Annotated in this window: 27 protein-coding genes; 11 read left to right on the forward strand and 16 right to left on the reverse strand. The window is 71.9% G+C overall.

Annotated elements, in window-relative coordinates; all coding sequences use genetic code 11:
• Nucleotides 1–68 precede the first annotated feature (68 nt).
• Nucleotides 69–1082, reverse strand: a complete 1014-nt coding sequence (locus tag O1G22_RS28975) for a zinc-dependent alcohol dehydrogenase (protein ID WP_270084006.1) — start codon at nt 1080–1082, stop codon at nt 69–71.
• Entirely contained in the window at nt 1079–2236 is a 1158-nt protein-coding gene (locus tag O1G22_RS28980; protein WP_270084007.1) for a mandelate racemase/muconate lactonizing enzyme family protein, read from the reverse strand. Before O1G22_RS28980 ends, O1G22_RS28975 begins: the two co-directional genes overlap by 4 nt.
• A 201-nt stretch (nt 2237–2437) precedes the next feature.
• On the opposite strand from O1G22_RS28980, the gene O1G22_RS28985 reads away from it, so the two are divergent.
• On the forward strand, nt 2438–3412 hold the full coding sequence (locus O1G22_RS28985; RefSeq protein ID WP_270084008.1) for an SCO2400 family protein: 975 nt from the start codon (nt 2438–2440) through the stop codon (nt 3410–3412).
• A gap of 190 nt (nt 3413–3602) precedes the next feature.
• Nucleotides 3603–4754, forward strand: a complete 1152-nt coding sequence (locus O1G22_RS28990) for a serine hydrolase domain-containing protein (RefSeq protein WP_270084009.1) — start codon at nt 3603–3605, stop codon at nt 4752–4754.
• A 61-nt stretch (nt 4755–4815) separates the two neighbouring features.
• Here the strand turns inward: O1G22_RS28990 and O1G22_RS28995 are convergent, their stop codons facing one another.
• Together O1G22_RS28995 and O1G22_RS29000 are read right to left on the reverse strand one after the other, a co-directional pair.
• Nucleotides 4816–5235: an organic hydroperoxide resistance protein gene (locus O1G22_RS28995; protein ID WP_270084010.1), complete on the reverse strand. Its 420-nt coding sequence runs from the start codon at nt 5233–5235 to the stop codon at nt 4816–4818.
• 111 nt (nt 5236–5346) lie between these two features.
• Nucleotides 5347–6345, reverse strand: coding sequence for an NADP-dependent oxidoreductase (locus O1G22_RS29000; RefSeq protein ID WP_270084011.1), 999 nt, complete (start codon nt 6343–6345; stop codon nt 5347–5349).
• 102 nt (nt 6346–6447) lie between these two features.
• On the opposite strand from O1G22_RS29000, the gene O1G22_RS29005 reads away from it, so the two are divergent.
• A complete protein-coding gene (locus O1G22_RS29005; protein ID WP_270084012.1) occupies nt 6448–6894 on the forward strand; it encodes a MarR family winged helix-turn-helix transcriptional regulator in 447 nt (148 codons plus the stop codon).
• Nucleotides 6895–6904: 10 nt separating this feature from the next.
• The gene (locus O1G22_RS29010; protein WP_270084013.1) at nt 6905–7756 is read left to right on the forward strand and encodes an EI24 domain-containing protein; all 852 of its coding nucleotides are present in this window, start codon (nt 6905–6907) and stop codon (nt 7754–7756) included.
• Here the strand turns inward: O1G22_RS29010 and O1G22_RS29015 are convergent.
• Nucleotides 7713–8657, reverse strand: coding sequence for a LysR family transcriptional regulator (locus O1G22_RS29015; RefSeq protein ID WP_270084014.1), 945 nt, complete (start codon nt 8655–8657; stop codon nt 7713–7715). The genes O1G22_RS29010 and O1G22_RS29015 overlap by 44 nt on opposite strands.
• A 58-nt stretch (nt 8658–8715) precedes the next feature.
• Here O1G22_RS29015 and O1G22_RS29020 point away from each other — a divergent pair, with 58 nt between their 5' ends.
• The 4 genes from O1G22_RS29020 to O1G22_RS29035 all read left to right on the forward strand — a co-directional run bounded on the left by O1G22_RS29020 (nt 8716) and on the right by O1G22_RS29035 (nt 13849).
• A complete protein-coding gene (locus O1G22_RS29020; RefSeq protein ID WP_270084015.1) occupies nt 8716–9531 on the forward strand; it encodes an NAD(P)-dependent oxidoreductase in 816 nt (271 codons plus the stop codon).
• Entirely contained in the window at nt 9528–9914 is a 387-nt protein-coding gene (locus O1G22_RS29025; protein WP_270084016.1) for a RidA family protein, read from the forward strand. Before O1G22_RS29020 ends, O1G22_RS29025 begins: the two co-directional genes overlap by 4 nt.
• Nucleotides 9915–10303: 389 nt before the next feature.
• Nucleotides 10304–12748 carry a beta-glucosidase H gene (locus O1G22_RS29030; RefSeq protein ID WP_270084017.1) on the forward strand — a complete coding sequence of 815 codons (2445 nt, stop codon included), beginning with the start codon at nt 10304–10306 and terminating at the stop codon, nt 12746–12748.
• 141 nt (nt 12749–12889) lie between these two features.
• Nucleotides 12890–13849, forward strand: a complete 960-nt coding sequence (locus O1G22_RS29035) for a hypothetical protein (RefSeq protein ID WP_270084018.1) — start codon at nt 12890–12892, stop codon at nt 13847–13849.
• Here O1G22_RS29035 and O1G22_RS29040 read toward each other — a convergent pair.
• Nucleotides 13846–14817 carry an aldose epimerase family protein gene (locus O1G22_RS29040; RefSeq protein ID WP_270084019.1) on the reverse strand — a complete coding sequence of 324 codons (972 nt, stop codon included), beginning with the start codon at nt 14815–14817 and terminating at the stop codon, nt 13846–13848. The two genes, O1G22_RS29035 and O1G22_RS29040, sit on opposite strands and share 4 nt — an antisense overlap.
• 10 nt (nt 14818–14827) lie before the next feature.
• Complete coding sequence (locus O1G22_RS29045) at nt 14828–15712, reverse strand: SGNH/GDSL hydrolase family protein (RefSeq protein ID WP_270084020.1); 885 nt, start codon at nt 15710–15712, stop codon at nt 14828–14830.
• 297 nt (nt 15713–16009) lie between these two features.
• Between O1G22_RS29045 and O1G22_RS29050 the strand changes: the two genes are divergently transcribed.
• Nucleotides 16010–16504: a DUF3145 domain-containing protein gene (locus tag O1G22_RS29050; protein ID WP_225096966.1), complete on the forward strand. Its 495-nt coding sequence runs from the start codon at nt 16010–16012 to the stop codon at nt 16502–16504.
• Nucleotides 16505–16617: 113 nt separating this feature from the next.
• Here O1G22_RS29050 and fabF read toward each other — a convergent pair whose 3' ends face one another.
• From fabF to O1G22_RS29075, 5 genes are all read right to left on the reverse strand, one after another.
• A complete protein-coding gene (gene fabF, locus O1G22_RS29055) occupies nt 16618–17880 on the reverse strand; it encodes a beta-ketoacyl-ACP synthase II (protein ID WP_270084021.1) in 1263 nt (420 codons plus the stop codon).
• Nucleotides 17881–17964: 84 nt separating this feature from the next.
• The gene (locus O1G22_RS29060) at nt 17965–18213 is read right to left on the reverse strand and encodes an acyl carrier protein (RefSeq protein ID WP_225096968.1); all 249 of its coding nucleotides are present in this window, start codon (nt 18211–18213) and stop codon (nt 17965–17967) included.
• Nucleotides 18214–18292: 79 nt separating this feature from the next.
• Entirely contained in the window at nt 18293–19324 is a 1032-nt protein-coding gene (locus O1G22_RS29065; protein WP_225096969.1) for a ketoacyl-ACP synthase III, read from the reverse strand.
• A gap of 10 nt (nt 19325–19334) precedes the next feature.
• Nucleotides 19335–20267 (reverse strand): ACP S-malonyltransferase, encoded by a 933-nt coding sequence (locus O1G22_RS29070; protein WP_270084022.1) that lies wholly within the window; start codon nt 20265–20267, stop codon nt 19335–19337.
• A gap of 89 nt (nt 20268–20356) precedes the next feature.
• Nucleotides 20357–21586, reverse strand: a complete 1230-nt coding sequence (locus O1G22_RS29075) for a PucR family transcriptional regulator (protein ID WP_270084023.1) — start codon at nt 21584–21586, stop codon at nt 20357–20359.
• 105 nt (nt 21587–21691) lie between these two features.
• Here O1G22_RS29075 and O1G22_RS29080 point away from each other — a divergent pair, with 105 nt between their 5' ends.
• Nucleotides 21692–22345: a pirin family protein gene (locus O1G22_RS29080; protein WP_270086578.1), complete on the forward strand. Its 654-nt coding sequence runs from the start codon at nt 21692–21694 to the stop codon at nt 22343–22345.
• 32 nt (nt 22346–22377) lie between these two features.
• Here the strand turns inward: O1G22_RS29080 and O1G22_RS29085 are convergent, their stop codons facing one another.
• Both O1G22_RS29085 and O1G22_RS29090 read right to left on the reverse strand, forming a co-directional pair.
• Entirely contained in the window at nt 22378–23199 is an 822-nt protein-coding gene (locus O1G22_RS29085) for a serine hydrolase domain-containing protein (protein ID WP_270084024.1), read from the reverse strand.
• Between the two features lie 19 nt (nt 23200–23218).
• Complete coding sequence (locus O1G22_RS29090; protein WP_270084025.1) at nt 23219–23695, reverse strand: GNAT family N-acetyltransferase; 477 nt, start codon at nt 23693–23695, stop codon at nt 23219–23221.
• Nucleotides 23696–23792: 97 nt separating this feature from the next.
• Here O1G22_RS29090 and O1G22_RS29095 point away from each other — a divergent pair, with 97 nt between their 5' ends.
• Entirely contained in the window at nt 23793–24248 is a 456-nt protein-coding gene (locus tag O1G22_RS29095; RefSeq protein WP_270084026.1) for a MerR family transcriptional regulator, read from the forward strand.
• A gap of 6 nt (nt 24249–24254) precedes the next feature.
• Here O1G22_RS29095 and O1G22_RS29100 read toward each other — a convergent pair whose 3' ends face one another.
• Entirely contained in the window at nt 24255–25115 is an 861-nt protein-coding gene (locus O1G22_RS29100; protein ID WP_270084027.1) for a DUF4429 domain-containing protein, read from the reverse strand.
• Between the two features lie 66 nt (nt 25116–25181).
• Entirely contained in the window at nt 25182–26399 is a 1218-nt protein-coding gene (locus O1G22_RS29105) for an alpha/beta hydrolase (protein WP_270084028.1), read from the reverse strand.
• Between the last annotated feature and the right edge of the window lie 20 nt (nt 26400–26419).

Here is a 26419-nt window from a genome sequence, read left to right on the forward strand (position 1 = left end):
AAAAAAGAGCGAGTATGGGGTACACCGGTCAGGGCGCCGTCAGGTAACGCCCTGACCGGCGTACGTCTCTAGGGGCGGAGCAGCACCTTGCCCACCTTGGGATCGCCGGCCCCGACGAGGTCGATGGCCTGGGCGAACTCGGTCAGCGGAAGCTCGTGCGTGACCAGCGGCAGCGGGTCCAGCAACCCGGCGCCGAAGACTCGTACGGTGTGGGCCCAGGCGTCCGGCGGCGCCCCGAAGACGGTGTGCACCTCCAGCTGCCGTACGACCAGATCGGTCGGGTCCAGCCCGTCCGCGCCCGGCGCCGGGATCCCGGTCAGGACCAGGCGTCCGCCGCGCCTGAGCAGGGCGGCGGCGGTGCGCGCGGCGGACGCGGACCCGGCGGTCTCGATCACGACGTCGAAGTCGTCGGGGAGCTCCTGGTCCTTGACGCGGAAGTCGGTGGCCCCGAACTGCCGTGAGAGCGCCTCCCGGTCGCGCCGGGTGCCGACCACCAGCAGCTCGCCCGGCGAGATCGCCTTCAGGAACTGCACGGCGAACATCCCGAGCGTCCCGGTGCCGACCACCGCGACCCGCTCACCCGGCTGGGCGTTCCCCTTCAGCGCGGCCGCCGCGATACAGGCGGCCGGCTCCAGCAGGGCGGCCGCCGTGAGATCGGCGTCGTCCGGCAGGGCGTGCAGCAGCCGGGCCGGCAGGGTGAGCGTGGCGGCCATGGCGCCGGGCTGGGTGAAGCCGGTCTCCTCGTAGCCGTCGGTGCACAGCGTGGTCTCGCCCGCGTGGCAGCGGTCGCACACCTGGCAGTTGCGGAAACCCTCGCCGACGACCTTGCGGCCGACCAGACTCACCGGCACTCCGGCGCCCACCGCGCGCACCGTTCCCGACCACTCGTGGCCCGGTGTCAGCGGGTAACGGACGTACCCCTCGGGCCGGTTGCCCTGGTACACCTCGCGGTCGCTGCCGCAGATGCCGACCGCGTGCACGGTGACCAGTGCCTCGCCGGGGCCGGGCTCGCGAGGCGTGTGCTCCTCGACCCGGTGCCGGCCCGGCGCCTCGACGACGACCTGGGAGGCGGAGGCGCTCACTTCGTCCCCTTGGGCTTGCGCTGCTCCCAGCCGTCCGCCCACAGGTCGAACCGGGCCTGCTGCTGCGGGAACTCGGCGGCCGCGTCGACGTCGAGCTCGACGCCGAGGCCGGGCGCGTCGGAGAGGTGGAAGTAGCCGTCCACGACCTGCGGCGCGCCCTTGACCACCTTCTTGATCTCCGCGTCCGCGAAGTCATTGAAGTGCTCAAGGATCTTGAAGTTCGGGGAGGTGAAGCCGACCTGGAGGGAGGCGGCGGTGAGCACGGAGCCGCCGACGTTGTGCGGGGCGACCAGCATGTAGTGGGTCTCGGCGGTGGCGGCGAGCTTCCGGGTCTCCCAGATGCCGCCGATGTGGCCGACGTCCGGCTGGATGATGTCCACGGCCTGGCTCTCGAAGAGCTCGCGGAACTCGATCCGGTCGTGGATCCGCTCACCGGTGGCGACCGGGATGTCCACCTTGGCGGCCACCTTCTCCAGCGCCTTGAGGTTCTCCGGCGGCACCGGCTCCTCCAGCCAGGCCGGCTTGAAGGGGGCGAGCTCACGGGCGAGGCGGACGGCGGTGGCGGGGGAGAAGCGGCCGTGCATCTCCAGCATCAGCTCGGCGTCCGGGCCGATCGCGTCCCGCACGGCCTCGATGAGCGAGACGGCGTACAGGGTCTGCTCGTGGTCCAGCTCGAAGTGGCCGGTGCCGAAGGGGTCGATCTTCAGCGCCTTGTACCCGCGCTCCATCACCCCCTGGGCGGCCTTGTGGTACGCCTCGGGCGTTCGCTCGGTCGTGTACCACCCGTTGGCGTACGCCTTGACCTTGTCGGTGACCTTGCCGCCGAGCAGCTGCCAGACCGGCACGCCCAGCGCCTTGCCCTTGATGTCCCAGCACGCCATCTCGATCACGGCGATACCGGACATGACGATCTCGCCCGCGCGGCCGTAGTCGCCGTACTTCATCCGGCGGACGAGGTCCTCGACGGCGAAGGGATCCGAGCCGGCAATGTGATTGGCCTCGGCCTCCCGCAGATAGCCGATCAGCGCGTCGGTGTGACCGAGCATCCGGGTCTCGCCGACGCCCGTGATTCCCTCGTCGGTGTGCACCTGGACGTAGGTCAGGTTGCGCCACGGCGTGCCGACCACGTGCGTGCTGATTCCGGTGATGCGCACGGCAATTGCCCCTCAGCTGTTCGAGATTTCGTCACACGTTCGAAATGCTGGCGTGACAGTAAGGACGGGGCGGTAGGGGTGTCAATGGGTCGAACAGGTAACGGTTTCGGCAAGGCTTTCGAGAATTCTTTCGCTGATCCACCAAACCTTCACAGCCACCCCTAGGAACAGTACCGGCGGGGAATCTAGTCTTCCCGCGTCATGGACTACTGCCACCCGTGCCAACGGCACCTCAACGGCGCCCTGGCCTGCCCCGGGTGCGGAACACCGGCCGGCTCCGCGAGCGCGGACGCGACGGCCGCGTACGCCTACGCGGGCGCGGGTGCGGGTCAGACGTCAGGGTACGGCGGTCATGTCCCCGCCGAGAGCGGATACGAACCGGCCGGCCACGGTTACGACCGCGGTGACGACGGCGGTCACGTCCCGGGCGAGGAGTACGGCGTCCGGGTGCCCGTCCAAGGGCAGGGCCCGTCGGTGGAGTACACGCCGGAGGAGTACGAACCGGAGGAGTACGAACCGGAACCGGAACCGGAAGCGCATGCGGAATCCGGACCCGAGGTCGAACCGGAGGCCGCTTCCGGGCCCGGGTCCGCCCCCGTGCCGGGTGGCCGGGCCGCCCGGCGCAAGGGCCGTGGCGCGGCGACCGTGAGTCCCGCCTCCGCCGACGGCAGCCGCCGCGACCGCAAGGCCGCCGTCCACCGCCGCCGGCGCCGCCGTACCGTACTGATCGCCGCGGGCCTGGTCCTCGGCGCCGGCGGACTCAGCATCGCCACCCTGGGCACGGACGCGCCCTTCTCGCCCTTCTCCGGCGGCGGTCCGGCCACCTCCGGGGACACGGCGGCGGACGGCACCGCGGCTTCCGCGACGCCGGGCGGCACGGCCGCGCCGGTGAACGACACCTCGGGCGCCGCCCCGGGCGCCGGTGCCTCCCCGCACGCCTCGGTCTCCGCGTCGGTCTCCAAGTCCCCCAAGGGCAAGGCCTCCGCGTCGCCGAGCGCCAAGGAGACGGGCAAGGAGGGGCAGTCGGCCCCGGCCGGTACCACCCCCGTCGCCCCGGCCCCCACGGCCACCGCCCACCCCTCCGCCACGCCGACCGGCGCGCCGACGACATCCGGCCCGACGCCCACGCCGTCACCGACCAAGACCTGCACCCGCTTCCTGTGGTGGTGCACCTGAGCCACGGGTCCGCTTCCACGCACCACCCCGCGCCATCGGCCATCCGGGGCATCGAAGTGACACCCACCGGCCTCCCTGGTGGTTGAGTCGAACAGGCACTTTGCGCCGTACCGGTCTGGGGAACGTCCGGAGCGGGAACGGGCGTTGTGCGAGGGGGAGCAGCGAGAGCGGCTCAGGTTGAGGAGAGCGGATGAGTCAGCAGATCACCGTCCATGGCACGGTCGCCGAGGGCTTCGAGGCGGTGCGCGAGGAGTTCACCGCGTTCGTCGCCGGGGAACGGGACGACTACGAGGGCCAGTTGTGTGCGTATGCGCACGGGCGCCGGGTCGTCGACCTGTGGGCGGGCGGCGAGGCGGACTCCCTGTACGGCGTGTTCTCGTCGACCAAGGGTGCCGCGCATCTCGTGGTCGCGCTCCTGGTGCAGGACGGCACGCTGGAGCTGGACCGCAGAGTGACCTACTACTGGCCGGAGTTCGCGGCCGAGGGCAAGGGGGCGATCACCCTCCGTGAGCTGATGGCCCACCGTGCGGGGCTGATCGGGATCGACGCCGGGTTCTCGGCGGAGGAGATGGCCGACGACCGGGCGATCGCCGAACGGCTCGCGGACCAGAAGCCGTTCTGGCGGCCGGGCACGGCGTTCGGCTACCACGCGCTGGTGATCGGCGCGCTCACCGGCGAGGTGGTCCGCCGGGCCACGGGACGCACGCTCCAGGAGGTGTTCGAGGAGCGGGTCCGGGCGCCGTACGGCATGGACTTCTACCTGGGGCTGCCCGAGTCCGAGGAGCCCCGCTTCCGCTCCGTGCAGCCGATGCTCCTCACGCCGGAGCAGCAGGCCCTGACGGCGGCCCACCAGCCGGGTCCGCACTCGCTGAGCTCGATCGCCTCCAACGGCCATGTGCCGGAGCCGCAGACGCTGGAGGACCACGCCAACTCCCGCCGGGTGCGCGCCAAGGGGCCGGCGTCGGCGGGCGGGGTCGCCTCCGCGCGCGGGCTCGCGACGATGTACGCGGCGGCGATCAGCGAACTGGCCGACCGCCCCCCGCTGCTGAAGCCGGACACGGTCGCCGAGGTGGGCCAGATCCACTCCGTGGGCTACGACCTGGTGTCCCGCGGCCACCGGGCGTTCGGCCTCGGCTTCCAGGCGACGGCCGTCGTGGCGTACCCGGTCCTGGGCGCCGGTGCCTTCGGCCACAGCGGCGCCGGCGGCTCCCAGGCCTTCGCCGACCCGCGCAGCGGCCTGGCGTACGGCTACACGCGGCGCAGGATGGCGTTCCCGGGCGGGGCGGCGCCGGAGAACGAGGGGTTCGTGAGAGCGGTGCACCAGGCCGTTCTGGCCGCCTGAACACGACGGCAGCCGCACCCCACGTCCAAGGGTGCGGCTGCTGTAGTCGAGAACGACGGTCTCAGACCAGCGTCACGGTGATGTTGCCGCGGGTCGCCTTCGAGTACGGGCACACCTGGTGCGCCTTCTCGATCAGCTCCCGGGCCGCCTCGGCGGAGACGTTCGGGATGTTCGCCGAGATCTCCACGATGATCCCGAAGCCGTCGTCGTTCTTGCCGATGCCGACCTTCGCGGTGACGGTCGAGCCGGAGACGTCGGCGCCCTCCTGCCGGGCGACGACCCCGAGCGCGCCCTGGAAGCAGGCGCTGTAACCGGCGGCGAACAGCTGCTCCGGGTTGGTCCCGGCCCCGTTGCCGCCCATCTCCTTCGGCGGGTTGACGACGACGTCGAGACGGCCGTCGTCCGTGGCGACCCGGCCGTCCCGGCCGTTCTCGGCGGTGGCGACGGCGGTGTACAGGACATCGGACTGCGTGATGGGCATGCGGTTGTCTTCCTCCTCGGTCCGCCGCGACTCGCGCCCACGATCGACGGCGGATTTCGGAAAGAAGTTACCGCATGCCGGAGGAAATGGCGGGGAGGGCCCGCCGGAGGCTCAGAGCTTGACGATCATCTTGCCGGTGTTGTCGCCGCGCAGGACCCCGAGGAACGCCTCCAGGTTGTTCTCGATGCCCTCGACGACCGTCTCGCGGTACTTCAGCTGCCCCGAGGCGACCCACGGCCCGACCTCCTGGACGAACTGCGGCTGAAGGTCGTAGTGGTCGCCGACCAGGAAGCCCTCGATACGGCCGCGGGTCTGGATCAGCCGGGCCAGGTTCTTCGGGCCGGGCGCGGGCTCGGTGTTGTTGTAGACCGAGATCATGCCGCAGACCGCGATCCGGCCGCCCTCACGGAGCGAGCCGATGGCGGCCTCCAGGTGGTCCCCGCCGACGTTGTCGAAGTACACGTCGATGCCGTCGGGCGCGGCCTCGCGCAGCTGGTCGCTCACCGCGCCGTTCTTGTAGTTGAACGCGGCGTCGAAGCCGTACTCCTCGACGAGCAGCTTGACCTTCTCGTCCGACCCGGCGGAGCCGATGACCCGCGAGGCGCCCTTCAGCTTGGCGATCTGCCCGACCTGGCTGCCGACGGCACCGGCCGCGCCGGAGACGAAGACGACGTCGCCCTCCTTGAAGGAGGCGGTGCGCAGCAGGCCGGCGTAGGCGGTCAGGCCCGTCATGCCGAGGACACCGAGGTACGTCGACAGGGGCGCGGCCTCGGGGTCGACCTTGACGGCGTGCTTCGCGTCCATGACCGCGTACTCGCGCCAGCCGAAGAAGTGCAGCACGTGGTCGCCGGCCGCGATGCCCTCGGCGTTCGACTCGATCACCTCGCCGACCGCGCCGCCCTGCATGACCTTGCCCAGCTCGAAGGGGGCGGTGTACGACTTCGCGGCACTCATCCGGCCGCGCATGTACGGGTCGACGGAGAGGTACTTGTTCCTCACCAGCACCTGGCCCTCGCGGGGGGTCGGGACCTCGGTCTCGACCAGGGCGAAGTCCTCGGGCTTCGGCCAGCCGACGGGACGGCTGAGCAGGTGCCACTCGCGGTTGATCATGACGGGCCTTTCTGTGTACTACGACTGCAAATATTTCAGTACCTGAAACAACCATGCTCCTGAATATTTCAGGATGTCAAGTAACGGGGTATCCTGGAGCCCATGTCCACTCCGTCCAGTCCATCGAACACCCGCCGGCCCGACGCCCTGACCCTGGAGGTCGTCGAGCTGATCGGAGACGTCGTGGCCCGCTTCTACGCGGACTACGAGAAGGCGGCGGGCGAGCACACGCTGACCGGCCCGCAGGCCCGGCTGCTCAGCCTGCTCTCGCTGGAGCCGCTGCCCATGCGGAAGCTGGCGCAGAAGCTGAAGTGCGAGCCGTCCAACGTGACCGGGATCGTCGACCGCCTGGAGTCCCGCGGCCTGGTCGAGCGGCGCCCCGACCCCGCCGACCGCCGGGTGAAGCTGGCCGCCGCCACGGACGACGGCCTGCGCATGGCCAAGGACCTGCGCGAGGGCCTGCGCTTCGCCCGCGAACCCCTCGCCGGGCTCTCCGAGGAGGAGCGGCGCTCGCTGCGCGATCTGCTGCGGCGGATGCTGGACGCGTAAAGTCTTCGCCATGCGTGATCTCGGGGTGGGGTTCGGTCATCTGCTGAAGGGCCAGCGCTGGGTGAGCCGGCACGGCAGGCAGTACGGCTTCGGGCTGCTGCCGGGGCTGATCACCCTCGTGCTGTACGTCGCGGCGCTGGTCGCGCTCGCCCTGTGGGGCGCGGACGCGGTCACCTGGGCGACACCGTTCGCGGACGACTGGTCGAGCCCCTGGCAGGGCCTGTTCCGCGGCTTCCTGACCGCCGTCCTGTTCGCCCTCGGCCTGCTGCTGGCCGTGCTGACCTTCACGGCCGTCACCCTGCTGATCGGCGACCCCTTCTACGAGAGCCTGTCGGAACAGGTCGACGCCGACGTCTCGCCCGACGGCACCGCCCCGCGCTCGGACCTCCCGTTCTGGCGTGAGCTGTGGATCTCGGCGCGGGACAGCCTGCGGGTGCTGGTGCGGGCCGCGCTGTGGGGCGTACTGCTCTTCGCCCTGGGCCTCCTGCCGTTCGTCGGCCAGACCGTCGTCCCCGTGCTCGGCTTCTTCGTCACCGGCTTCTTCCTCACCGAGGAACTGACCGCCGTGGCCTTCCAGCGCCGGGGCGTCGACCTGCGCGCCCGCCTCACCCTGCTCCGCTCCCGCAAGACCCTGGTCTGGGGCTTCGGCACCCCCCTCGGCCTGGCCTTCCTGGTGCCGTTCGTCGCGGTGTTCCTGATGCCGGGGGCGGTGGCGGGGGCGACGATGCTGGCGCGGGAGTTGTTGGGGGAGGACGTGGAAGAGAGCGGGGAGGGCTCCGCCCGGGTCACTGCCGACGGCGAGTTCCGTCCCGGGGGCGTCACGCCGGGATCAGTGCCGCCGCCTCCCGCAGCGCCCCGATGAAGGCCTGCGCCGCTGGCGTCAGGGAACTGCCCCGCACCGTCGCCGCGTAGACCCCCCGCCGTGGGGCGTCCTCCGGGTGTACGGGGAGCAGGGCGACGTCCGGGCGCAGGGACGCGGCGGCCAGCGCCGGGACCAGGGTGACGCCCAGGCCGGCGGCGACGTACCCCTGTTTGGCGGTCCACTCGGCGACGACGTGCGCGACGCGCGGCCGGAAGCCCTGCCGTACGGCCGCGTCGAGCAGCGTGCCCTCGGGGCGGGAGCTGCCGGCGATCCAGTCGGCGTCGGCGAGCCGGGCCAGCCGTACCGGGCCGTCGGCCGCGGTGAGCGGATGGTCCGCGGGGACGGCGACGTACAGGGTCTCGTCGAGCAGATGGTGCAGCGCGTACGTCTCCAGCGGGGCGCGGCCCGTCGTGGAGACCACCGCGAGGTCGAGATGGCCGGCCGTGAGCCGGTCCAGCAGGGCGGGGGAGAGGCCCTCCTCGCGGGAGACGCGGACGTGCGGACGGCGGGCGCGGAAGGCGGCCAGCGCATGCGGGACGAGGGCCGCGTCGGCGGTGGCGAACGCGCCGAACCGCAGCCGCCCGCCCGCCGCCGCGCGCAGCTCGGCCAGCTCGCGCGCCGCGCCCCGCAGCGACTCGGTCACGGCCTCGGCGTGCGGGACCAGGGTCCGGCCGGCCTCGGTGAGCCGTACGCCCCGCGGCAGCCGGTCGAAGAGCGGACCGCCGCCGAGTGCCGACTCCAGCGCGGAGATCTGCCGGGACACCGCCGACTGGGTCCAGCCCAGCGTCCGCGCGGCCACCGTGAACGAACCGTGCCGCGCCACCTCCAGAAACACGCGCAGCCAGACCGTGTTCAGGTCGGGCGGCTCGGCGGCAGGAACAGCGGTATGCGAATTTGGCATGGCAGCGATGCTATTGACTCGCTTGTCGCATCGCAGGGCGGCTCCTAGCGTCGACGGCATGCAGAAGATCGCCTTTCTGGGGCTGGGGCACATGGGCGCCCCCATGGCCCGCCGGCTGCTCGCGGCCGGGTACCCGCTCACCGTCTGGAACCGCACCCCGGCCAGGGCCGAACCGCTCGTCGCCGAGGGCGCCGTGCTCGCCGGGTCGCCCGCGCAGGCCGTGCGGCACGCGGACGTCGTCCTCACGATGCTCGCAGGGCCGGACGCGCTGACCGCCGTGGCCGACGCCGTCGTGCCGGAGCTGCGGCCCGGCACGGCCTGGGTCGAGATGTCCACCGTGGGGCCGGACGCCGTGAGGGAGGTGGGCGGGCGGCTGAAGGATGGCGTGCTGCTGGTCGACGCGCCGGTCATGGGCAGTACGGACCGGGCCGCCGACGGCACGCTCGGCATCCTCGCGGGTGGCGACGTCACGGCCGTCGAGCCGGTCCTCGCCCACCTCGGCACGGTCACCCGCACCGGACCGCTCGGCTCGGGCGCGGCCCTCAAACTCGTCGTCAACACGGCGGTGATCGGTGGCGTCGGCATCGTCGCGGAGGCGCTCCGGCTCGCCGACACGTTCGGCCTCGACGGCGACACCGCCCGCGCGGCCCTGGCGGCGAGCCCCCTCGGCGGCGTGGTCGGCCGTGCCTTCGCCGAGGACGTGCACTTCGCCACCGAGCTCGCCGTGAAGGACCTGGGGATCGCGACGGGCGCCGCTCGACTCCCGGTCGCCGAAGCCGTGTCGGCGCACTTCCGGCAGGCCGCCGAGGACCCCGCGCTGACCCGCGCCGACATCGCCCGAGCCGTCACCCGCATCCGGAAAGGCCCCCGATGAACGTCACCCTCACCAACCCCGCCGGCGCCCCGCAGCCCGCCAACGCCTACTACTCCCAGGTCGCCCGCGTCGAACAGGCCGATGGCAGCGTCCTGTTGTTCCTGTCGGGCCAGATCGCGGCGGGGGAGACCCTGGCCGAGCAGACCCGGGGCGTCTTCGAGACGATCGACGCCCTGCTGGCGTCCCAGGGGGCGAGCCTCGCGGACGTCATCAACATCCGCACCTATCTCACCGACATCACCAAGCTCGACGAATACGGCTCCGTGCGCCGCGAGTTCCTCACGGGGACCGCGCCGACGAGCATGACGTTCGAGGTGCCGCGGCTGTTCCGGCCGGAGGCGCAGGTGGAGATCGAGGTCGTGGCGGCCGTCGTACCCGCCTGAGCGCTCCGCTGGAGGTGCGGCGACGGGCCGTCGTCCGGCTGCGGCGCCGTCGTGGCTGGTCGCTCCCCCAAGCTCTCAACTTCGTTCGAGCAGGGAGGTACCCCATCGCGGCGGAGCCGCTGTCAAACGCGGCCCCGCGCCCCTTGAGGGAGCTGCCGAACCGCAGTGGACTTCACCAGGTCCGCTCAGCGCAGGACGCGGCCTCGGCCCGCCCGCTCACCCAGGAGCCGGAGAAGGTCCCGGAACGCCCGCGGCATGTCAACCGACTCCGGGGCCAGCAGCCACTGGTACTGCGGGGGCATCGAAATTGACGGTAGCGGTCACGACTCCTTCGCGGGCGACCCAGGCAGGATGGAGGGGCCCGTGGACTTCAGCGAGGAGGCACAGCGATGGTGGGAACCCCGGCCGATCAGGCGCGCGAGGCGGTCGTGGAGGCGGCGCTGCGGCGGCTCGACCTCGATGCCAAGGCCCGGCTGCTGGCCGGACAGGACATGTGGACCCTCTCCGCCCTCCCCGAGATCGGCCTGGGGCCGCTGGTCATGTCCGACGGGCCGATCGGTGTCCGGGGCGTGCGCTGGAGCGCCGACGACCCCTCCGTCGCCCTGCCCTCGCCGACCGCGCTCGCCGCCGCCTGGGACCCCGGACTCGCCCGCCGTGCAGGCGTGCTGCTCGCCCAGGAGGCCCGCCGCAAGGGCGTGCACGTCCTGCTCGCCCCCACGGTCAACCTGCACCGCTCACCGCTCGGCGGACGGCACTTCGAGGCCTACAGCGAGGATCCGTACCTGACGGGCCGGATCGGGGCGGGGTACGTCACCGGGGTGCAGTCCGGCGGGGTCGGCACCACCGTCAAGCACTTCGTCGCCAACGACGCCGAGACCGACCGCTTCACCGTGAACAACCTGGTCTCCGAACGCGCCCTGCGCGAGCTGTATCTGGCCCCCTTCGAGGCGATCGTCGCCGGCGCCCGCCCCTGGGGCATCATGACCGCCTACAACACGGTCAACGGCACGACCATGACCGCGCACCACCACCTCGTCAACGAAGTCCTGCGCGGGGAGTGGGGCTTCGACGGCGTCAACGTCTCCGACTGGATGGCCGCCCGCGACACCGTCGCCGACATCAACGGCGGCCTGGACGTGGCGATGCCCGGCCCGCGCACCGTCTACGGCGCCGCCCTCGCCGGGGCCGTCCGGGACGGCAAGGTCGCCGAGGCCACCGTCGACGCCGCCGTACGGCGCGTGCTGCGGCTCGCCGCCCGCGTGGGGATCCTCGACGGCGCCGAACCCGTCGTCACCGAGCTGCCCGAGACCGTCGACGGCATCGGACTGGCCCGAGAGATCGCCCGCCGCTCCTTCGTCCTCGTCCGCAACGAACGCGGCGCCCTGCCGCTGAAGCCGAACGGCACCGTGGCCCTGATCGGCGCCGCCGCCCGCGACGCCCGCGTCCTCGGCGGCGGCTCCGCCACCGTCTTCCCGGCCCACGTCGTCTCCCCGCTCGACGGCCTCACCGCCGCCCTCCCCGAAGGCACGCTCAGCTACGCCGTCGGCGCCGACCCGGCCACCGAACTCGCCGTCGCCGACGGGGGATTCAGCCTGACCGCCGTCTGCCGCGACACCGACGGCCAGGTCATCGGCACCCGGCCGACCCCCGGCGGCCTGATCCAGTGGATGGGCTCGGACCTCCCCGACGGCGTCACCCACGACACCCTGCACACCGTCGAGCTGACCGGCACCTTCACCCCCCGCGAGTCCGGCCCGCACACCTTCGGCATCAAGGGCATGGGCGCCTTCACGCTCACCGTCGACGGCACCACCTACTTCGACGACGTCCAGCGCCCCGACCAGGACGACCCCTTCGAGGCCTTCTTCGGCGCCCCCGTACCCCGCGCCCAGGCCGAACTCACCGCCGGCGAAACCGTCGACGTCTCCCTCACCTACGTCGTCCAGCTCCCCGACGACATCCCCATGCGGGTCGTCACCTTCGCCCTCGCCCACGCCGAGCCCGAGCGCGCCGCCGATGCGCTGATCGCCGAGGCCGTCGAGGCCGCCCGTGCCGCCGACACGGCCGTCGTCATGGTCGCCACCACCGACCGCGTCGAGTCCGAGGGCTTCGACCGCACCGACCTCCACCTGCCCGGCCACCAGGACGACCTGGTCCGCGCGGTCGCCGCCGCCAACCCGAACACCGTCGTGGTCGTCAACTCCGGCTCCCCGGTGGAGCTTCCCTGGCGGGACGACGTCGCCGCCGTCCTGCTGACCTGGTTCCCCGGCCAGGAGGGCGGCGCCGCCCTCGCCGACGTCCTCACCGGCGCCCACGAGCCCGGCGGCCGCCTCCCCACCACCTGGGGCTCCCTCGCCGACGCCCCGGTCACCCAGGTCGTCCCGGCCGACGGAGAACTGCGGTACTCCGAGGGTGTGTTCATCGGCTACCGCGCCTGGGAGAAGGCCGGCCGCACCCCGGCGTACCCCTTCGGCCACGGCCTCGGCTACACCGACTGGACCTACGAGTCCCTCGACATCTCCCCGGCGGCCGACGGCACCACGGCCCGCGTCCGGCTGCGCAACACCGGCGACCGACCCGGCCGTGAGGTCGTCCAGATCTACGTCTCCCTGGCCGGGCCCGACCCCGAGCGCCCGGCCCGCTGGCTCGCCGGCTTCGCCTCCGCAGAGGCCGGGCCCGGCGAGAGTGCCGAGGTGACGGTCACGCTGCCGCGCCGCGCCTTCGAGGTCTGGGACGAGGAGGCGAAGACGTGGTCGCTTGTGAAGGGTTCGTACGAGATCACCGCCGGACGCTCGATCGCCGACCGCAGGCTCGCCAGGCCGATTAACGTCTGATCCGGGACAAGTCCCCCCTCAGCAGCCCCGGTCCGGGACCTGACCTCCGGACCGGGGCTCATGGCGGCCAGGAGGGTGTGGCAGACTCCCGGCCCGCGAGAACACCGGACACACCGGGCACGGGCACGGGGGAGAGACAGCATGTATCCAGGGCAGCAGCCGGGGCCGTACGGCCAGCAACCGCCGGCGGGACCGTACGGACAGCAGCCGTCGGCGGGACCGTACGGGCCCTATGGACAGCAGCCGCAGTATCAGCAGCCGTACCCGCCTGGGCAGCAGCCGCAGTATCAGCAGCCGTACCCGCCGCACCAGCCGTATCCGCAGCAGCAGTATCAGCCTCAGCAGCCCTATCCGCCCCAGCAGCACGCCCAGCCGCACGCGCCGTCCCACGACCAGGAGGCCGGTGAGGGGCGGATGCGGCTGGATCCGAACCTCACCCCGGCCCAGCGCGAGCTGGCGCAGAAGATCCAGGAGAAGTCCAAGCCCATGGCCTACGGCATGGTGCTCGGCCTTCCGCTCACCTTCGGCGGTGTGCACTACGGCATCACACAGAAGCCCCTCGGCTTCGCCGCCGCGCTCGTCGGACTGGGCCTGCTGACCTTCGGTGTCTACTCGCTGCTGCAGATGCAGGGCCTCAAGCGGCAGCTGCGGCTCATCACGGCGGACGCCTGGCGTTCCCCGGCCGCCCATCTGCCGGGCGCCCGCAAGGCCGCCACCCAGGCCGCCTACCTCACCGGCCTGCTGGTCCTGCTGTCCCTCGCCGCGACCGGCTATCTGCTCTACCGGGGCGCCGCCTGGGGCGCGTACGGCAACTCCTTCGGCTTCGGCGCGCTGATGACCGCCGCGGCGTTGCCCTTCGGCATGGCCCTGGCCGCCGCGACCACGATCCCGCAGCTGCTCCAGGTGATTCCGGCCGGCGCGAAGGTCGGCCGGAGCCTGTACTCGATCCTCTTCGTGCTGGCCACGACGGTGACGGGGGAGGGCATCAAGGGGCACGCCGTGGGACCCGCCGTGGGCGGGGGCGCGGCTGTGCTGGTCTGCTGGGGGGCGATGACCTTGCTGGGCAAGGCGGCGAAGAGGATGCGCGGGGAGCGCGTCTAACGAGCCGAGAACGCGTACACCGTCTCCGACCGGAACACCTCGCCCGGCCTCAGCACCGTGCTCGGAAACTCCGGCCGGTTCGGGGAGTCCGGGAAGTGCTGGGTCTCCAGGGCGATGCCGTCACCGGGGGCGAAGGGGGACGGGAGGTGGTCGGCGGTGTAGAGCTGGAGGCCCGGTTCGGTGGTCGAGACCGTCAGGGTGCGGCCGGAGCCCGGGTCGTGCAGCTCGGCGACCTGCTGAGGGGTCTCGGTGACGCCCTTGTCCAGGACGAAGTTGTGGTCGTAGCCCGAGCCGGTCTTGCGGGCGGTGCGGAAGTCGAAACGCGAGCCGTTGACGTCCTCCAGCACCCCGGTCGGGATCAGGTCGGCGTCCACCGGAGTGAACCGGGACGCGGCCAGCCGCAGTTCATGCCCGCCCGCGTGGCCGGAACCGGCCAGGTTCCAGTACCCGTGATGGGTGAGGTTGACGACGGTCGGCGCGTCCGTGACCGCCTCGTAGGTGAGGCCCAGCGCGCCCGACGCGTCGAGCGTGTACGTCGCCGTCACCTCCAGCCGGCCGGGGAACCCCTCCTCACCGTGGGGGCTGACCCGGCTCAGGCGGACGCCGTGCCGAATCGGCGTCACCTCCCACACCCGCTTGTCGAAACCACGCTCACCACCGTGCAGCGAGTTCGGGCTGTTGTTCGGCGCGAGGGCGTAGGTGTAGCCGTCGAGCGGGAAGCGGGCGCCCGCGATGCGGTTGGCGTACCGTCCCACCAGCGCCCCCAGATACGGCTCCGGGTGCTGCAGATAGCCGTCCAGGTCGGAGAAGCCCAGCACCACGTCGGCGGTCCGCCCCTCCCGGTCCGGGACCTCGACCGACTGCACGATCCCGCCGTACGACAACACGCGCACGCGCACACCGCCCCGCTCCAGCGTCCAGCGGTGCACGGGGGTGCCGTCGGAAAGTGTGCCGAAAAGTTCATTCATGTGGGAAACCCTAGGTCACGGACGTGATCGTCTTGTAGGCGATCTCCGCGAGCCGCGCCTGGCCGTCCTTGCTGGGGTGGAACCAGTCCCAGTGGCTGAGCTGGTCGGTGCCGAAGTCGTAGTCGTAGACAGCGTTGTCGTCGAAGCGGCAGCTGCGGTCCTTGGCGCAGACCTCCTTCAGCACCTTGTTGTACTCGACCACCCGCCGCTGCACCTGGTCCCGGCGCCGGGTGGCCGCGCTCGTCAGGTCGTCCGCGTCGGACAGCATCGACGGGCAGATGCCGAGCTTCCACACCTGCTTGCCCAGCGGATTGGTGCGGCCCTCGGACCACAGCCGCTTCAGGTTCGGCACGCTCGCCACGTACACCTGCGTCTTCGGTGACTCCTTGCGCAGCGTGCGCAGCGCCTCCTCGAAGTCCGCGCGGAAGGCGGCCACCGGGGTCATCGCCGACGCCGAGGCGCGGCAGGCGTCATTGGCGCCCGCCATGACCGTCACCAACTGGGGGCTGTGCGCCGCCGCCTGGGCCATCTGCTCCGGCAGGTCCGCCATCCGGGCCCCGGTCACCGCGTAGTTCCAGCTGCGCTCCGCCGCGCCCGACACGCCCAGCAGCCGCACCGCCAGGCTGTCCACCTCGGCGTCGCTGCCCGTCGCCCACGACACCTCGGGGCAGTCCGACAGCACCGTGCACGCGTCGAAGCCGCGCGTGATGGAGTCGCCGACCGCGGCGATCGAGGCCGGGCTGCGGTCCCACACCGGGGCGGGCCGCACGGCGCGCGCCTTGGTGCTCTCCGGCGCGGGCGCGCTGCCGCCGCTCGCGTCGCATCCCGCGACTCCCAGCGCGGCGGCCGCCACCAGGGCGAGAGCGGCTCGCGTACGGCTGCTCGGCTTCCGCATCCCCTGCCGGTCCCCTCGTCGTCCGACCCGGTGCCCCGGGCCTTCGTCAGTGCTGCCTCTGTACTGCCTCTGTGCTTCCTCCCATAACAACGTGCGAGGGTTCCCGGCCGGGCGCGCTGGAACGGCGCACCCCCGTACAAGCGTCCCCCTGGGTGAATGGCAGAGGTTTCCTGGCACTGGGACCGACGGTACGTCACACTCCTTGCGCCGCCGCAAGGTAGCCTCGCCATGAACGCGGCCGTCGCGCCACTGCCGCCAGCCAGTCCGCAAGATGTCCCGCTCTGTCCGGAGGTTCCGGTGACGACACGTGGAGTTCTGTACGTGCACTCCGCGCCGCGCGCGCTGTGCCCGCACGTCGAGTGGGCGGTCGCGGGGGTGCTCGGCACGCGCGTCAACCTCGACTGGATCCGGCAGCCCGCGGCCCCCGGCACCTGGCGTTCGGAGTTCTCCTGGCAGGGCGAGGCGGGTACGGCGTCCAAGCTGGCCTCGGCCCTGCGCGGCTGGCATCTGCTCCGCTTCGAGGTCACGGCCGAGCCCTGCCCGACCGCCGAGGGCGAGCGCTACAGCTGCACCCCCGACCTCGGCATCTTCCACGCGGTCACCGGCATCCACGGCGACATCCTCATCCCCGAGGACCGCCTGCGCGCCGCCCTCCAGCGCAGCCAGCGCGGCGAGACCGACCTGGAGGCCGAACTCGCCAAGCTCCTGGGCAAGCCGTGGGACGACGAACTGGAGCCGTTCCGGTACGCGGGCGAGGGAGCTCCGGTGCGCTGGCTGCATCAGGTGGTGTGAGCATCAGCAGTGGTGTGAGCATCAGCAGTGGTGTGAGCATCAGCACATCCAGCACATTCAGCACATGAGGAAGGGCCCCCACCAGCCGGTGGGGGCCCTTCCTCTGCCGTGTGTCAGATGGTGCGGAACGCCAGCACCACGTTGTGCCCGCCGAAGCCGAACGAGTCGTTCAGCGCGGCGATGCGGCCCTCGGGCAGCTGACGGGCCTCGCCGCGGACGACGTCCGCGTTGACCTCGGGGTCGAGGTTCTCCAGGTTGATCGTCGGCGGAGCCGTACGGTTCACGAGCGCCAGGATCGACGCGACCGTCTCGATACCGCCGGCGCCACCGAGCAGATGCCCGGTCATCGACTTGGTCGCGGAGATCGCCATGTGGTCGACGTCGTCGCCGAACACCTTGCGCAGCGCCTTGATCTCGGCCACGTCACCCTGCGGCGTCGAGGTGGCGTGCGCGTTCACGTGCACGACCTCGGCCGGCTTCAGGTCGGTGTTGTCCAGCAGGTTCTGCAGCGCGTGCGCGATGCCGTTGCCGGACGGCTCGGGCTGCGTGATGTGGTGGGCGTCGGCGGAGATGCCCTGGCCGACCGCCTCGACGTAGATCCGGGCGCCGCGGGCCTTCGCGTGCTCCTCGGACTCCAGGACGATCACACCGGCACCCTCGCCGAGCACGAAGCCGTCGCGGCCGGAGTCGTAGGGACGCGAGGCGCCCTGTGGGTCGTCGTTGTTCTTGCTCATCGCCATCATGTTGCCGAACGCGGCGATGGGCAGCGGGTGGATGGCGGCCTCGGTACCACCGGCCACGACCACGTCCGCACGCCCGGTGCGGATCATCTCGATCGCGTACCCGATGGCCTCCGCGCCCGAGGCGCAGGCCGAGACCGGGGTGTGCACGCCCGCGCGGGCGCCCAGCTCGATGCCGACGTTGGCCGCCGGGGAGTTGGGCATCAGCATCGGCACGGTGTGCGGGGAGACACGGCGTACGCCCTTGTCCTTGAGGACGTCGTACTGGTCCAGGAGGGTCGTCACGCCGCCGATGCCGGAGGCGACGACCGCACCCAGCCGGTCGGGGTTCACGGACGGGTCCTCACCGGCCTTGGCGGTGAAACCGGCGTCCTTCCAGGCCTCCTGAGCGGCGATCAGCGCGAACTGCGCGGACCGGTCCAGCTTGCGGGCCTGCGGGCGGGGGATGATCTCGGTCGGTTCGACGGCGATCTGCGCGGCGATACGGACCGGCAGGTCGGCCGCCCACTCCTGCTCCAGGGGGCTGACGCCGGACGTGCCGGCGACGAGGGCCTGCCAGAACGACGCTGCGTCGCCACCCAGCGGTGTGGTTGCGCCGATACCGGTGACGACCACGGTGCGATTGGTCGGGCTCACGGGAATTCTTTCTCCAACGGATGCGGGAATCTACGGCGAAACACCGCCGGGTGGCGGGGCCTAGCAGCGGGACTGAGGGGTGGCTCAGGCCTGGTGCTTGAGGATGTACTCGGTCGCGTCGCCGACCGTCTTGAGGTTCTTGACGTCCTCGTCCGGGATCTTCACGTCGAAGCGCTCCTCGGCGGCGACGACGACCTCGACCATGGACAGCGAGTCGACGTCCAGGTCGTCGGTGAAGGACTTGTCCAGCTGGACGTCCTCGACGGGGATCCCGGCGATCTCGTTCACGATCTCGGCGAGACCGTCGACGATCTCCTTCTCAGTGGCGGCCATCTTGGCGCTCCTTCTTGATGTTCCAGACGGTTTGTGGCAGTTGTCCCCCTGCCGGATCGCATGATCCGGCACGGAGTGCCTAGGGGAGGGTAACGACCGTGGCGGCGTACACGAGACCCGCCCCGAATCCGATGACGAGCGCGGTGTCGCCGCTCTTCGCCTCCCCGGTCGCCAGGAGCCGCTCCATCGCGAGCGGGATCGAGGCGGCCGAGGTGTTGCCGGTGGTGCGGATGTCACGGGCGACCGTGACGTGCTCCGGCAGTTTGAGAGTCTTCACCATCGAGTCGATGATCCGCACATTGGCCTGGTGCGGGATGAAGACGTCCAGGTCGTCCGGGCTGATCCCGGCCGCGTCCAGCGCCTGCTGGGCGACCTTCGCCATCTCGAACACGGCCCAGCGGAACACCGCCTGGCCTTCCTGCGTGATCGCGGGGAACTTGACGTTGCCGTCGCTGTCCACCGGAAGCTCGGAGACGTCGCCGATCCGGAAACGGTCCCACGGGATGGTCTGCTTGATGGTCTCCGACTTGTCGCCCTCGGAGCCCCACACGGTCGGGCCGATGCCCGGCTCCTGCGAGGGGCCGACGACGACCGCGCCGGCGCCGTCGCCGAACAGGAAGGCCGTGGCCCGGTCCTCCAGGTCGGTCAGGTCGCTGAGCCGCTCCACGCCGATGACGAGCACGTACTCGGCGGAACCCTCCACGACCATGCCCTTGGCGAGCGTCAGGCCGTAGCCGAAGCCCGCGCAGCCCGCCGAGATGTCGAAGGCGGCGGCCTTGTCGGTGCCCAGCTTGTCGGCGATCTCGGTGGCGACGGCCGGGGTCTGGCTGAAGTGCGACACGGTCGAGACGACCACGGCGCCGATCTGCTCGGCGTCGATGCCGGCGTCCGCGATCGCCTTGCCGGCGGCCTCGACGGACATCGCGGCGACGGTCTCCTCGGGGCCGGCCCAGTGCCGCGTCTCGATGCCGGAGCGCGAGCGGATCCACTCGTCGGACGAGTCGATCTTCTCCAGGATCACCTCGTTGGGCACCACCCGGGTCGGCCGGTAGCCGCCGACACCGAGGATGCGCGCATACGGGGCGCCCTTGCTGGGCTTGATCTTCGCCATCTACGGCTCCTTAGGCGCCGGCGCCGGCGTGCTCGGAGATGAGCTCGCGGGCCGCGTCGAGATCGTCGGGGGTCTTCAGAGCGAGCGTCGTGACACCGGGCAGCGCGCGCTTGGCCAGGCCGGTGAGCGTGCCGCCCGGGCAGACCTCGATGAGCGCGGTGACGCCCAGCTCCTTGAACGTCTCCATGCACAGGTCCCAGCGCACGGGGTTGGCGACCTGGCCGACGAGCCGATCGAGGACCTCGGCGCCGCTCCCGACCTTCCGGCCGTCCTTGTTGGAGACGTAGGTGACGTTCGGGTCGGCGGGCGTCAGCTTCGCGGCGGCCTTGGCCAGCGTGTCGACGGCCGGGGCCATGTGGCGGGTGTGGAAGGCGCCGGCGACCTTCAGCGGGACGACCTTGCGGACGCCCTCGGGCTTGTCCTCGGCCAGCGCGGCCAGCTGCTCCAGCGTGCCCGCGGCGACGATCTGGCCCGCGCCGTTGATGTTCGCCGGGGTCAGGCCCAGCTTCTCCAGGTGCGCGATCGACGTGTCCGGGTCGCCGCCGAGCAGCGCCGACATGCCGGTCTCGGTGATCGCGGCGGCGTCGGCCATCGCCAGACCCCGCTCGCGGACCAGGCGCAGGGCGGCGGTGTCGTCCAGGACTCCGGCGAAGGCGGCGGCGGTGATCTCGCCGACGCTGTGACCGGCGACCGCGCCCGGCGCGAACCCGGGAATGTCACCGAGTGCCGCGGCGGACAGGATCCCGGCGGCCACCAGCAGCGGCTGGGCCACCGCGGTGTCCCGGATGGCGTCGGCGTCGGCCTCGGTGCCGTAGTGGACCAGGTCCAGCCCGATGGCGTCCGACCACGCGGCGACGCGGTCACGGGCACCGGGCAGTTCGAGCCAGGGGGTCAGGAAGCAGGGCGTCTGGGCGCCCTGGCCGGGAGCGACGAGTACGAGCACTCTCACACTCTCTCTTGGGGACGGCCGGGGCCGCCCGTGGGGACAGGGACGAAGAACACGGAGGGCTTTTGTATGGCCCCGACAAAACCCTACGTTTGAGGTTCGCCGTCGGCCAGACGCCCCAGGATGAGCGCGATCCGCAGTGTGAAGGCGGATCGTACATCCGAAGGCGACCAACCGGTGACGTCAGTCACACGTCGGAGCCGGTAGCGCACGGTGTTCGGGTGAACGAAGAGCATCCGGGCGGCGCCTTCCAGGCTGCTCGCCTGCTCCAGGTAGACACTCAGGGTTTCGAGGAGCGCCGAGCCGGCCTCCTCCAGCGGTCTGTAGATCTCCTCCACCAGCTGCTCGCGGGCGCTCGGATCGCCCGCGATGGCACGCTCCGGCAGCAGATCGTCCGCCAGTACCGGCCGCGGCGCGTCCTGCCAGGCGGAACACGCCTTCAGTCCCGCGGCGGCGGCCTGCGCGGACCGCGTGGCGGCCAGCAGATCCGGTACGACGGGCCCGGCGACGACCGGCCCGGCGGCGAAGGGCCCGATCAGCGACTTGGCGACGGCGAGCGGGTTGTCGCTCCCGCCCGCGACCACCACCAGCCGGTCCCCGAGGACACCGGTGAGCACCTGGAGCTTGGCATGCCGCGCGGCCCGCCGGATCGCCTCCACGGTCAGCTCGCTGTCCCCGTCGGGCGCGGTCCCGAGGACGACACAGACATGCTCGGGAGAGTTCCAGCCGAGCGCGGCGGCCCGGCTGACGGCCCCCTCGTCGGCTTCTCCACTGAGCACGGCATTGACGACGAGGGACTCCAGCCGCGCGTCCCAGGCACCGCGTGCCTCGGCGGCCTGGGCGTACACCTGGGCGGTGGCGAAGGCGATCTCCCGGGCGTACACGAGCAGCGCCTCACGCAGCACGCTCTCGTCGCCCGGCGCGGCCACCTCGTCGATGGCGCTCTCCATGACCTCGATGGTGGTCCGCACCATCTCCACGGTCTGCCGCAGCGTGATGGCCCGCGTCAGCTCGCGCGGCGCCGTGCCGAAGACGTCGGTGGAGATCGCCTGCGGCGCGTCCGGGTGCCGGAACCACTCGGTGAAGGCGGCGATACCCGCCTGGGCCACGAGCCCGATCCAGGAACGGTTCTCCGGTGGCATCGCCCGGTACCACGGCAGGGTCTCGTCCATGCGCGCGATGGCCTGCGCGGCGAGGGACCCGGAGGACTTCTCCAGCCGCTTGAGGGTCGCGGAGTGCGGGTGGGCGTCGCGAGCGTGGTGAGCGGCGTGGGAATCCGCGTGGGGATCGCTGCTGCGGGATTCGGGTTCGGGCACGGGACAAGACTGCCTTATCCGGACGTGGCCGTGCGCCGCCGGGTAGGGGGTGGGGACGGGGGAGGCGTCGGCGTGGCTCACGGCAGGGCTACCGTGGTGCCCGTGATGGAGGTACGGCGCGCCGCTGAGCGCTATCGCGGAGGGGAGCCGGAGGCCGGGATCGACACCTGGCACGCCTTCTCCTTCGGTCCGCACTACGACCCCGGGAACCTGCGCTTCGGCGCGGTGATCGCCTGCAACGAGGAGCATCTCGCCCCCGGCGCCGGCTTCGACGAACACCCGCACAGCCACACCGAGATCGTCACCTGGGTGATCGAGGGCGAACTGACCCACCGCGACTCCACGGGCCACGAGACGACGGTCCGTCCGGGCGACGTCCAGCACCTCAGCGCTGCGGCGGGCGTCCGCCACGTGGAACGCAACGCCGGCGCCGTCCCCCTGACCTTCCTCCAGATGTGGCTGGCGCCGGTGGAGCCGGGCGGGGAGCCGTCGTACGCGATCGTCCCGGGCATCGCCGACGCCACGCCCTACGCCCTCCCGGCGGCCGGCGCGATGCTCCACGTCCGCCGCTTGGCGCCGGGCGAGCGCACGGCGGTCCCGGACGGGGCGTTCGTGTACGTCCACGTGGTGCGGGGCGAGGTCCGGCTGGCGGGGGAGGAGCTGGGGGCGGGGGATGCGGCGCGGATCACACAGGCGCAGGACGTGGAGGCGGTGGGGCTGTCGTCGGCGGAGCTGCTGATGTGGGAGATGACCGCCTAGCCGGGCGCAGCCGGCTGCCGCTGCAGCCGACCTCAGCCCCGTACCTCCGCCAGCACCGCATCCGTGAACACCGGCCACGCCTCGACCGCCCAAGGCCCGAACGCCCTGTCGGTCAGCGCGGCGCACGCCATCCCCGCGTCGGGGTCGATCCACAGGAACGTACCCGACTGCCCGAAGTGTCCGAAGGTGCGCGGGGAGGACGAACTCCCGGTCCAGTGGGGCGACTTGGAGTCGCGGATCTCGAAGCCCAGACCCCAGTCGTTCGGGTTCTGGTGGCCGTACCCGGGCAGGACACCCTTCGTCCCGGGGTGCTGCACGGTCATCGCCGCCGCCACCGTCCGCGGATCCAGCAGCCGGGGCGCCTGCACCTCCGCCGCGAAGCGGAGCAGGTCCGTGACGGTGGACACGCCGTCCTTCGCCGGTGAGCCCTCCAGAGACGTGTCCGTCATGCCCAGCGGCTCCAGCACCGCCTGGCGCAGATACTCGGCGAAGGGGATGTCCGTCGCCTTGGCGATGTGATCGCCGAGCTGCTCGAAGCCGGCGTTGGAGTACAGCCGCCGCTCCCCGGCCGGGGCCGTCACCCGGTGCTCGTCGAAGGCCAGCCCGGAGGTGTGGGCGAGGAGATGGCGGACGGTCGAACCGGGCGGCCCGGCCGGCTCGTCCAGCTCGATCGCGCCCTCCTCGTACGCCACGAGCGCCGCGTACGCCGCCAGCGGCTTGGTGACCGAGGCGAGCGGAAAGCGGTGCCCGACGGGGCCGTACGTCCCGAGGACGGTCCCGTCGGCACGTACGACACCCGCCGCCGCGGTGGGGACGGGCCAGTTCTCGATCGACGCGAGGCTCTTCAACGACATGCAGCCGAGCCTATGCGGCTCACAGCAGCAGCCGCATCGACGGGTCGGGGTCACGCGTGAAGCCGAGGGAGGCGTAGAGCGGTTCGGCGTCGGTGGAGGCGGTGAGGAGCACGTACCCTGCGCCCCGCGCGCGGAACCAGGCCAGCAGTTCCTCCATGCACGCGCGCGCATAGCCGCGCCGGCGGGCGTCCGGGTCGGTGGCCACACTGAAGACGTACCCGACCCGCCCGTGCGGATTGCCGGCCTTCCCGATGCGGTACTCCAGCGTCCCGGCCACCAGCGCGGCCAGCGCCCCCGGCCGGTCCGGATGGTCCACGACGAAGGCCGCGAAGTCCCCGTCGGCCTCGGCGAGCCGCTCCCGCAGCGTCGGCAGGGACTCCGCGTGCCAGTCCGTCGGCGCGGAACTCCCGCCGCTCCGCAGGGAGTCGATCATGACCTGGCGCAGCCGCAGCACTTCGTCGGCGTCCTCGGGCAGGGCCCGGCGTACAAGACTCATGCGTCGCACGCTAACCACTCGCCCCGGCGTACGTCCCGCGCATTCTTTACCGGGCCCCGCTTGCTTGGAGTGCACTCGAAGGCCATAGCGTGGGTGCATGACGGTGATGCAGACCACGCCAGCGGACACCGAGAGCATGACCCCCGCCGACATCTGCTCCGCCCCGCCCAGACGCCATCCGCGCCCCGACGGCCAGGACCGCTACACGATCAGCGAGGTCGTCGCGTTCACCGGCCTGACCGCGCACACCCTGCGCTGGTACGAGCGGATCGGCCTGATGCCGCACGTCGACCGCTCCCACACCGGCCAGCGCCGCTACAGCAACCGCGACCTGGACTGGCTGGACTTCGTGACCAAGCTGCGGCTGACGGGCATGCCGGTGGCGGACATGGTGCGGTACGCGGAACTGGTCCGGGAGGGCGAGAGCACGTACGCCGAGCGCCAGGAACTCCTGGAGTCGACGCGCCGGGACGTGCTGGCCCGGATCGCGGAACTGCACGACACCCTGTCCGTCCTGGACAGGAAGATCAGCTTCTACGCGCGCGAGCAGTGATCCCCGTCACAACTCCGCCAGCAGTTCGGCCTTCTTGGAGGAGAACTCCTCGTCGGTGACCAGGCCGGCCTGATGCAGCTCCCCGAGATGCCGGATCCGCTCGGCGATGTCCGCCGGATCCCGCCGGGCCGGGGCGGCCGGTACCGCGGGTACCGGCCCTCGTGTGCGTACGGCGGCCAGGACCGCGGCGGCGAACGGCAGCGACTCGTGCACCGGGCCGTACCCCAGCCCGAAGATCACGGCCGCCGGGTCCTGGTCGGGCTGCACGGCCGTGGCCGTCGTACCGGCCGAGCGGTTGATCAGCCGCAGGTGCCCGTCGAAGACCTCCGGCGAGCGCCACTCCACCCCGCTGAGGCCGGCCACCGGAAAGCTCTGGTCGCCCGCCTTCCACTTCGCCGAGGACGCGCCCGTCCACGACCAGCGGAACTGCACGGACGTCCCGTCGAAGGACGCCTTCCCGTCGTAGGCCTTGAAGTGCAGCGGCGCCTCGGGCGCGGCCACCAGATGGCGGTCGGCCGGTCCCGAGCCGGCCTCGGTCAGCAGGCCCTTCAGCTCCTGCGCGTAGTACTCGGCGAGCGTCTCGCGCTCGGCCGGCAGCACCAGCCGGTACGGATCGGAGCCCTCCTTCAGCTGCCCGTCGGCCGCCTCCATCAGCGGATCGGCACCGGCGCGCGGCCGCAGCCGCAGGACGACGGTGCCGCGTCTGCCCGGGGTGAGGCTCACGTCCTCGACCGCGGACAGCGGGATGCGCCGTTCGCCGAGCGCCTGGAACAGCTTCGGTGTCCGAATCCCCCGTTCGTAACGGATGAGCACGGAGTCGGACTCGAACTCCCAGACGGCATGAAAACCCGCCAGTACGTCACCCATGCGGCTCATCGTATGCGGCACGTGCTCCTCCGTCGCCACCCGCGCAGACCGCACTTCCTGCTGTTTCTACGCGCGTCCGGCCGGGGTAGTGCCGGACGCGCCGGACTGGCACAGGTCGTTCTCGCGTGCGCACGTCACCGCGTCGTAGGCGCCGACCCCGACGTCGGCGAGGTTGCGCAGGCTGTCCGTGCCCGGCTGGAAGTAGCCGGCGTGGCCGTGCGCGTCCCGGGCGGACAGCACGCGCGCGCCGAACGCCGAGGACACCGGGTCGGCGCCGTGCCCGAGCCCGCCCAGCTCCAGGTACGGCACGTCCTGGATCCAGTCGGTGGCGTCCCGCATCGCCCACACCTGGGCGCCGGTGCGCAGGTGGGAGGCCGCGGACACCCGCATGCCGGGGCTCGCGGCCACCGCTATGTCGGACACCCGGCGGGGCATGTCGTGCGCGGCGACGCCGCAGACCACCGAGCCGTAGCTGTGGCAGATCATCGCCACCGGGGCCGTGCCGGGCAGGGCGTCCAGCAGGGCGTTCAGGCGCAGGGCGCCCTCCGCGGCGCGCAGGCCGGTGGCCGCGTCCACGCCGAGCCCGTCGGGCGAGGTGTAGTCGGCCCAGGCGATCACGGCCGTACGGGTCGCGGGGCTCGCCGTGCGCTCCGCCGCGTACAGCGCCTGGGCCATGCCGACCGGGGCGGTGTACTGGCGGTTGGTCTTCTGGAAGGTGAGCAGGTCGGTGTCGACGCCGGGGACGACCACCGAGATCCGCTGGGCCTGGTCCAGGTTCCCGAACACCTCGGCGATCCGGCCCGAGCCCTCGGGGTCGAAGGCGAGGATCTGCCGGCCGGGGGTCAGCAGGGACTCGTAGCGGTGCATACGACGGCCCGCGTCCTGGTGCCCGGCCGCGCTGAGCCGGGTGTCGTGCATGCGCTTCTGCTCGACCTCGCGGGCCTGCTCCATGGCGACGCGGTTCGCCTGGTAGCGCAAGGTCACGGGGGCGCCGTTCATGTTGCCCACCGCGAGCGGGTAGCGGTGGGCGAGGCGGGCCTGGTCCTCGGCGGTGAGCGACGCGAAGAACGGGGTCAGCCGCGCCGGGCCGGACTCGGGGTCCGGCAGCCGGTGGCCGTGGAGGTAGCCGTGCTCCCACTTGGTGAGCGAGGCCTGAAGCGCCGTCGCCTCCCGGTGGCTGCGCAGGGCGGTCCAGCCGGTGGTCGCGAGCATCACGAACACCACGGCCAGCGCCAGCAGTGCGCGCCAGACGTTCAGTTGCGGGGAGGTTTCGAAGGAAGTCACTGGGAGGACACACTAGGAGA

The sequence above is a fragment of the Streptomyces camelliae genome (assembly GCF_027625935.1).
In the GTDB taxonomy this organism is placed as follows: domain Bacteria; phylum Actinomycetota; class Actinomycetes; order Streptomycetales; family Streptomycetaceae; genus Streptomyces; species Streptomyces camelliae.

Coding starts and splice junctions, on each gene's coding strand:
- O1G22_RS28985 (WP_270084008.1), top strand. CDS start 2,438: ATGGACTACTGCCACCCGTGCCAACGGCACCTCAACGGCGCCCTGGCC.
- O1G22_RS28990 (WP_270084009.1), top strand. CDS start 3,603: ATGAGTCAGCAGATCACCGTCCATGGCACGGTCGCCGAGGGCTTCGAG.
- O1G22_RS28995 (WP_270084010.1), bottom strand. CDS start 5,235: ATGCCCATCACGCAGTCCGATGTCCTGTACACCGCCGTCGCCACCGCC.
- O1G22_RS29000 (WP_270084011.1), bottom strand. CDS start 6,345: ATGATCAACCGCGAGTGGCACCTGCTCAGCCGTCCCGTCGGCTGGCCG.
- O1G22_RS29005 (WP_270084012.1), top strand. CDS start 6,448: ATGTCCACTCCGTCCAGTCCATCGAACACCCGCCGGCCCGACGCCCTG.
- O1G22_RS29010 (WP_270084013.1), top strand. CDS start 6,905: ATGCGTGATCTCGGGGTGGGGTTCGGTCATCTGCTGAAGGGCCAGCGC.
- O1G22_RS29015 (WP_270084014.1), bottom strand. CDS start 8,657: ATGCCAAATTCGCATACCGCTGTTCCTGCCGCCGAGCCGCCCGACCTG.
- O1G22_RS29020 (WP_270084015.1), top strand. CDS start 8,716: ATGCAGAAGATCGCCTTTCTGGGGCTGGGGCACATGGGCGCCCCCATG.
- O1G22_RS29025 (WP_270084016.1), top strand. CDS start 9,528: ATGAACGTCACCCTCACCAACCCCGCCGGCGCCCCGCAGCCCGCCAAC.
- O1G22_RS29030 (WP_270084017.1), top strand. CDS start 10,304: ATGGTGGGAACCCCGGCCGATCAGGCGCGCGAGGCGGTCGTGGAGGCG.
- O1G22_RS29035 (WP_270084018.1), top strand. CDS start 12,890: ATGTATCCAGGGCAGCAGCCGGGGCCGTACGGCCAGCAACCGCCGGCG.
- O1G22_RS29040 (WP_270084019.1), bottom strand. CDS start 14,817: ATGAATGAACTTTTCGGCACACTTTCCGACGGCACCCCCGTGCACCGC.
- O1G22_RS29045 (WP_270084020.1), bottom strand. CDS start 15,712: ATGCGGAAGCCGAGCAGCCGTACGCGAGCCGCTCTCGCCCTGGTGGCG.
- O1G22_RS29060 (WP_225096968.1), bottom strand. CDS start 18,213: ATGGCCGCCACTGAGAAGGAGATCGTCGACGGTCTCGCCGAGATCGTG.
- O1G22_RS29065 (WP_225096969.1), bottom strand. CDS start 19,324: ATGGCGAAGATCAAGCCCAGCAAGGGCGCCCCGTATGCGCGCATCCTC.
- O1G22_RS29080 (WP_270086578.1), top strand. CDS start 21,692: ATGGAGGTACGGCGCGCCGCTGAGCGCTATCGCGGAGGGGAGCCGGAG.
- O1G22_RS29085 (WP_270084024.1), bottom strand. CDS start 23,199: ATGTCGTTGAAGAGCCTCGCGTCGATCGAGAACTGGCCCGTCCCCACC.
- O1G22_RS29090 (WP_270084025.1), bottom strand. CDS start 23,695: ATGAGTCTTGTACGCCGGGCCCTGCCCGAGGACGCCGACGAAGTGCTG.
- O1G22_RS29095 (WP_270084026.1), top strand. CDS start 23,793: ATGACGGTGATGCAGACCACGCCAGCGGACACCGAGAGCATGACCCCC.
- O1G22_RS29100 (WP_270084027.1), bottom strand. CDS start 25,115: ATGGGTGACGTACTGGCGGGTTTTCATGCCGTCTGGGAGTTCGAGTCC.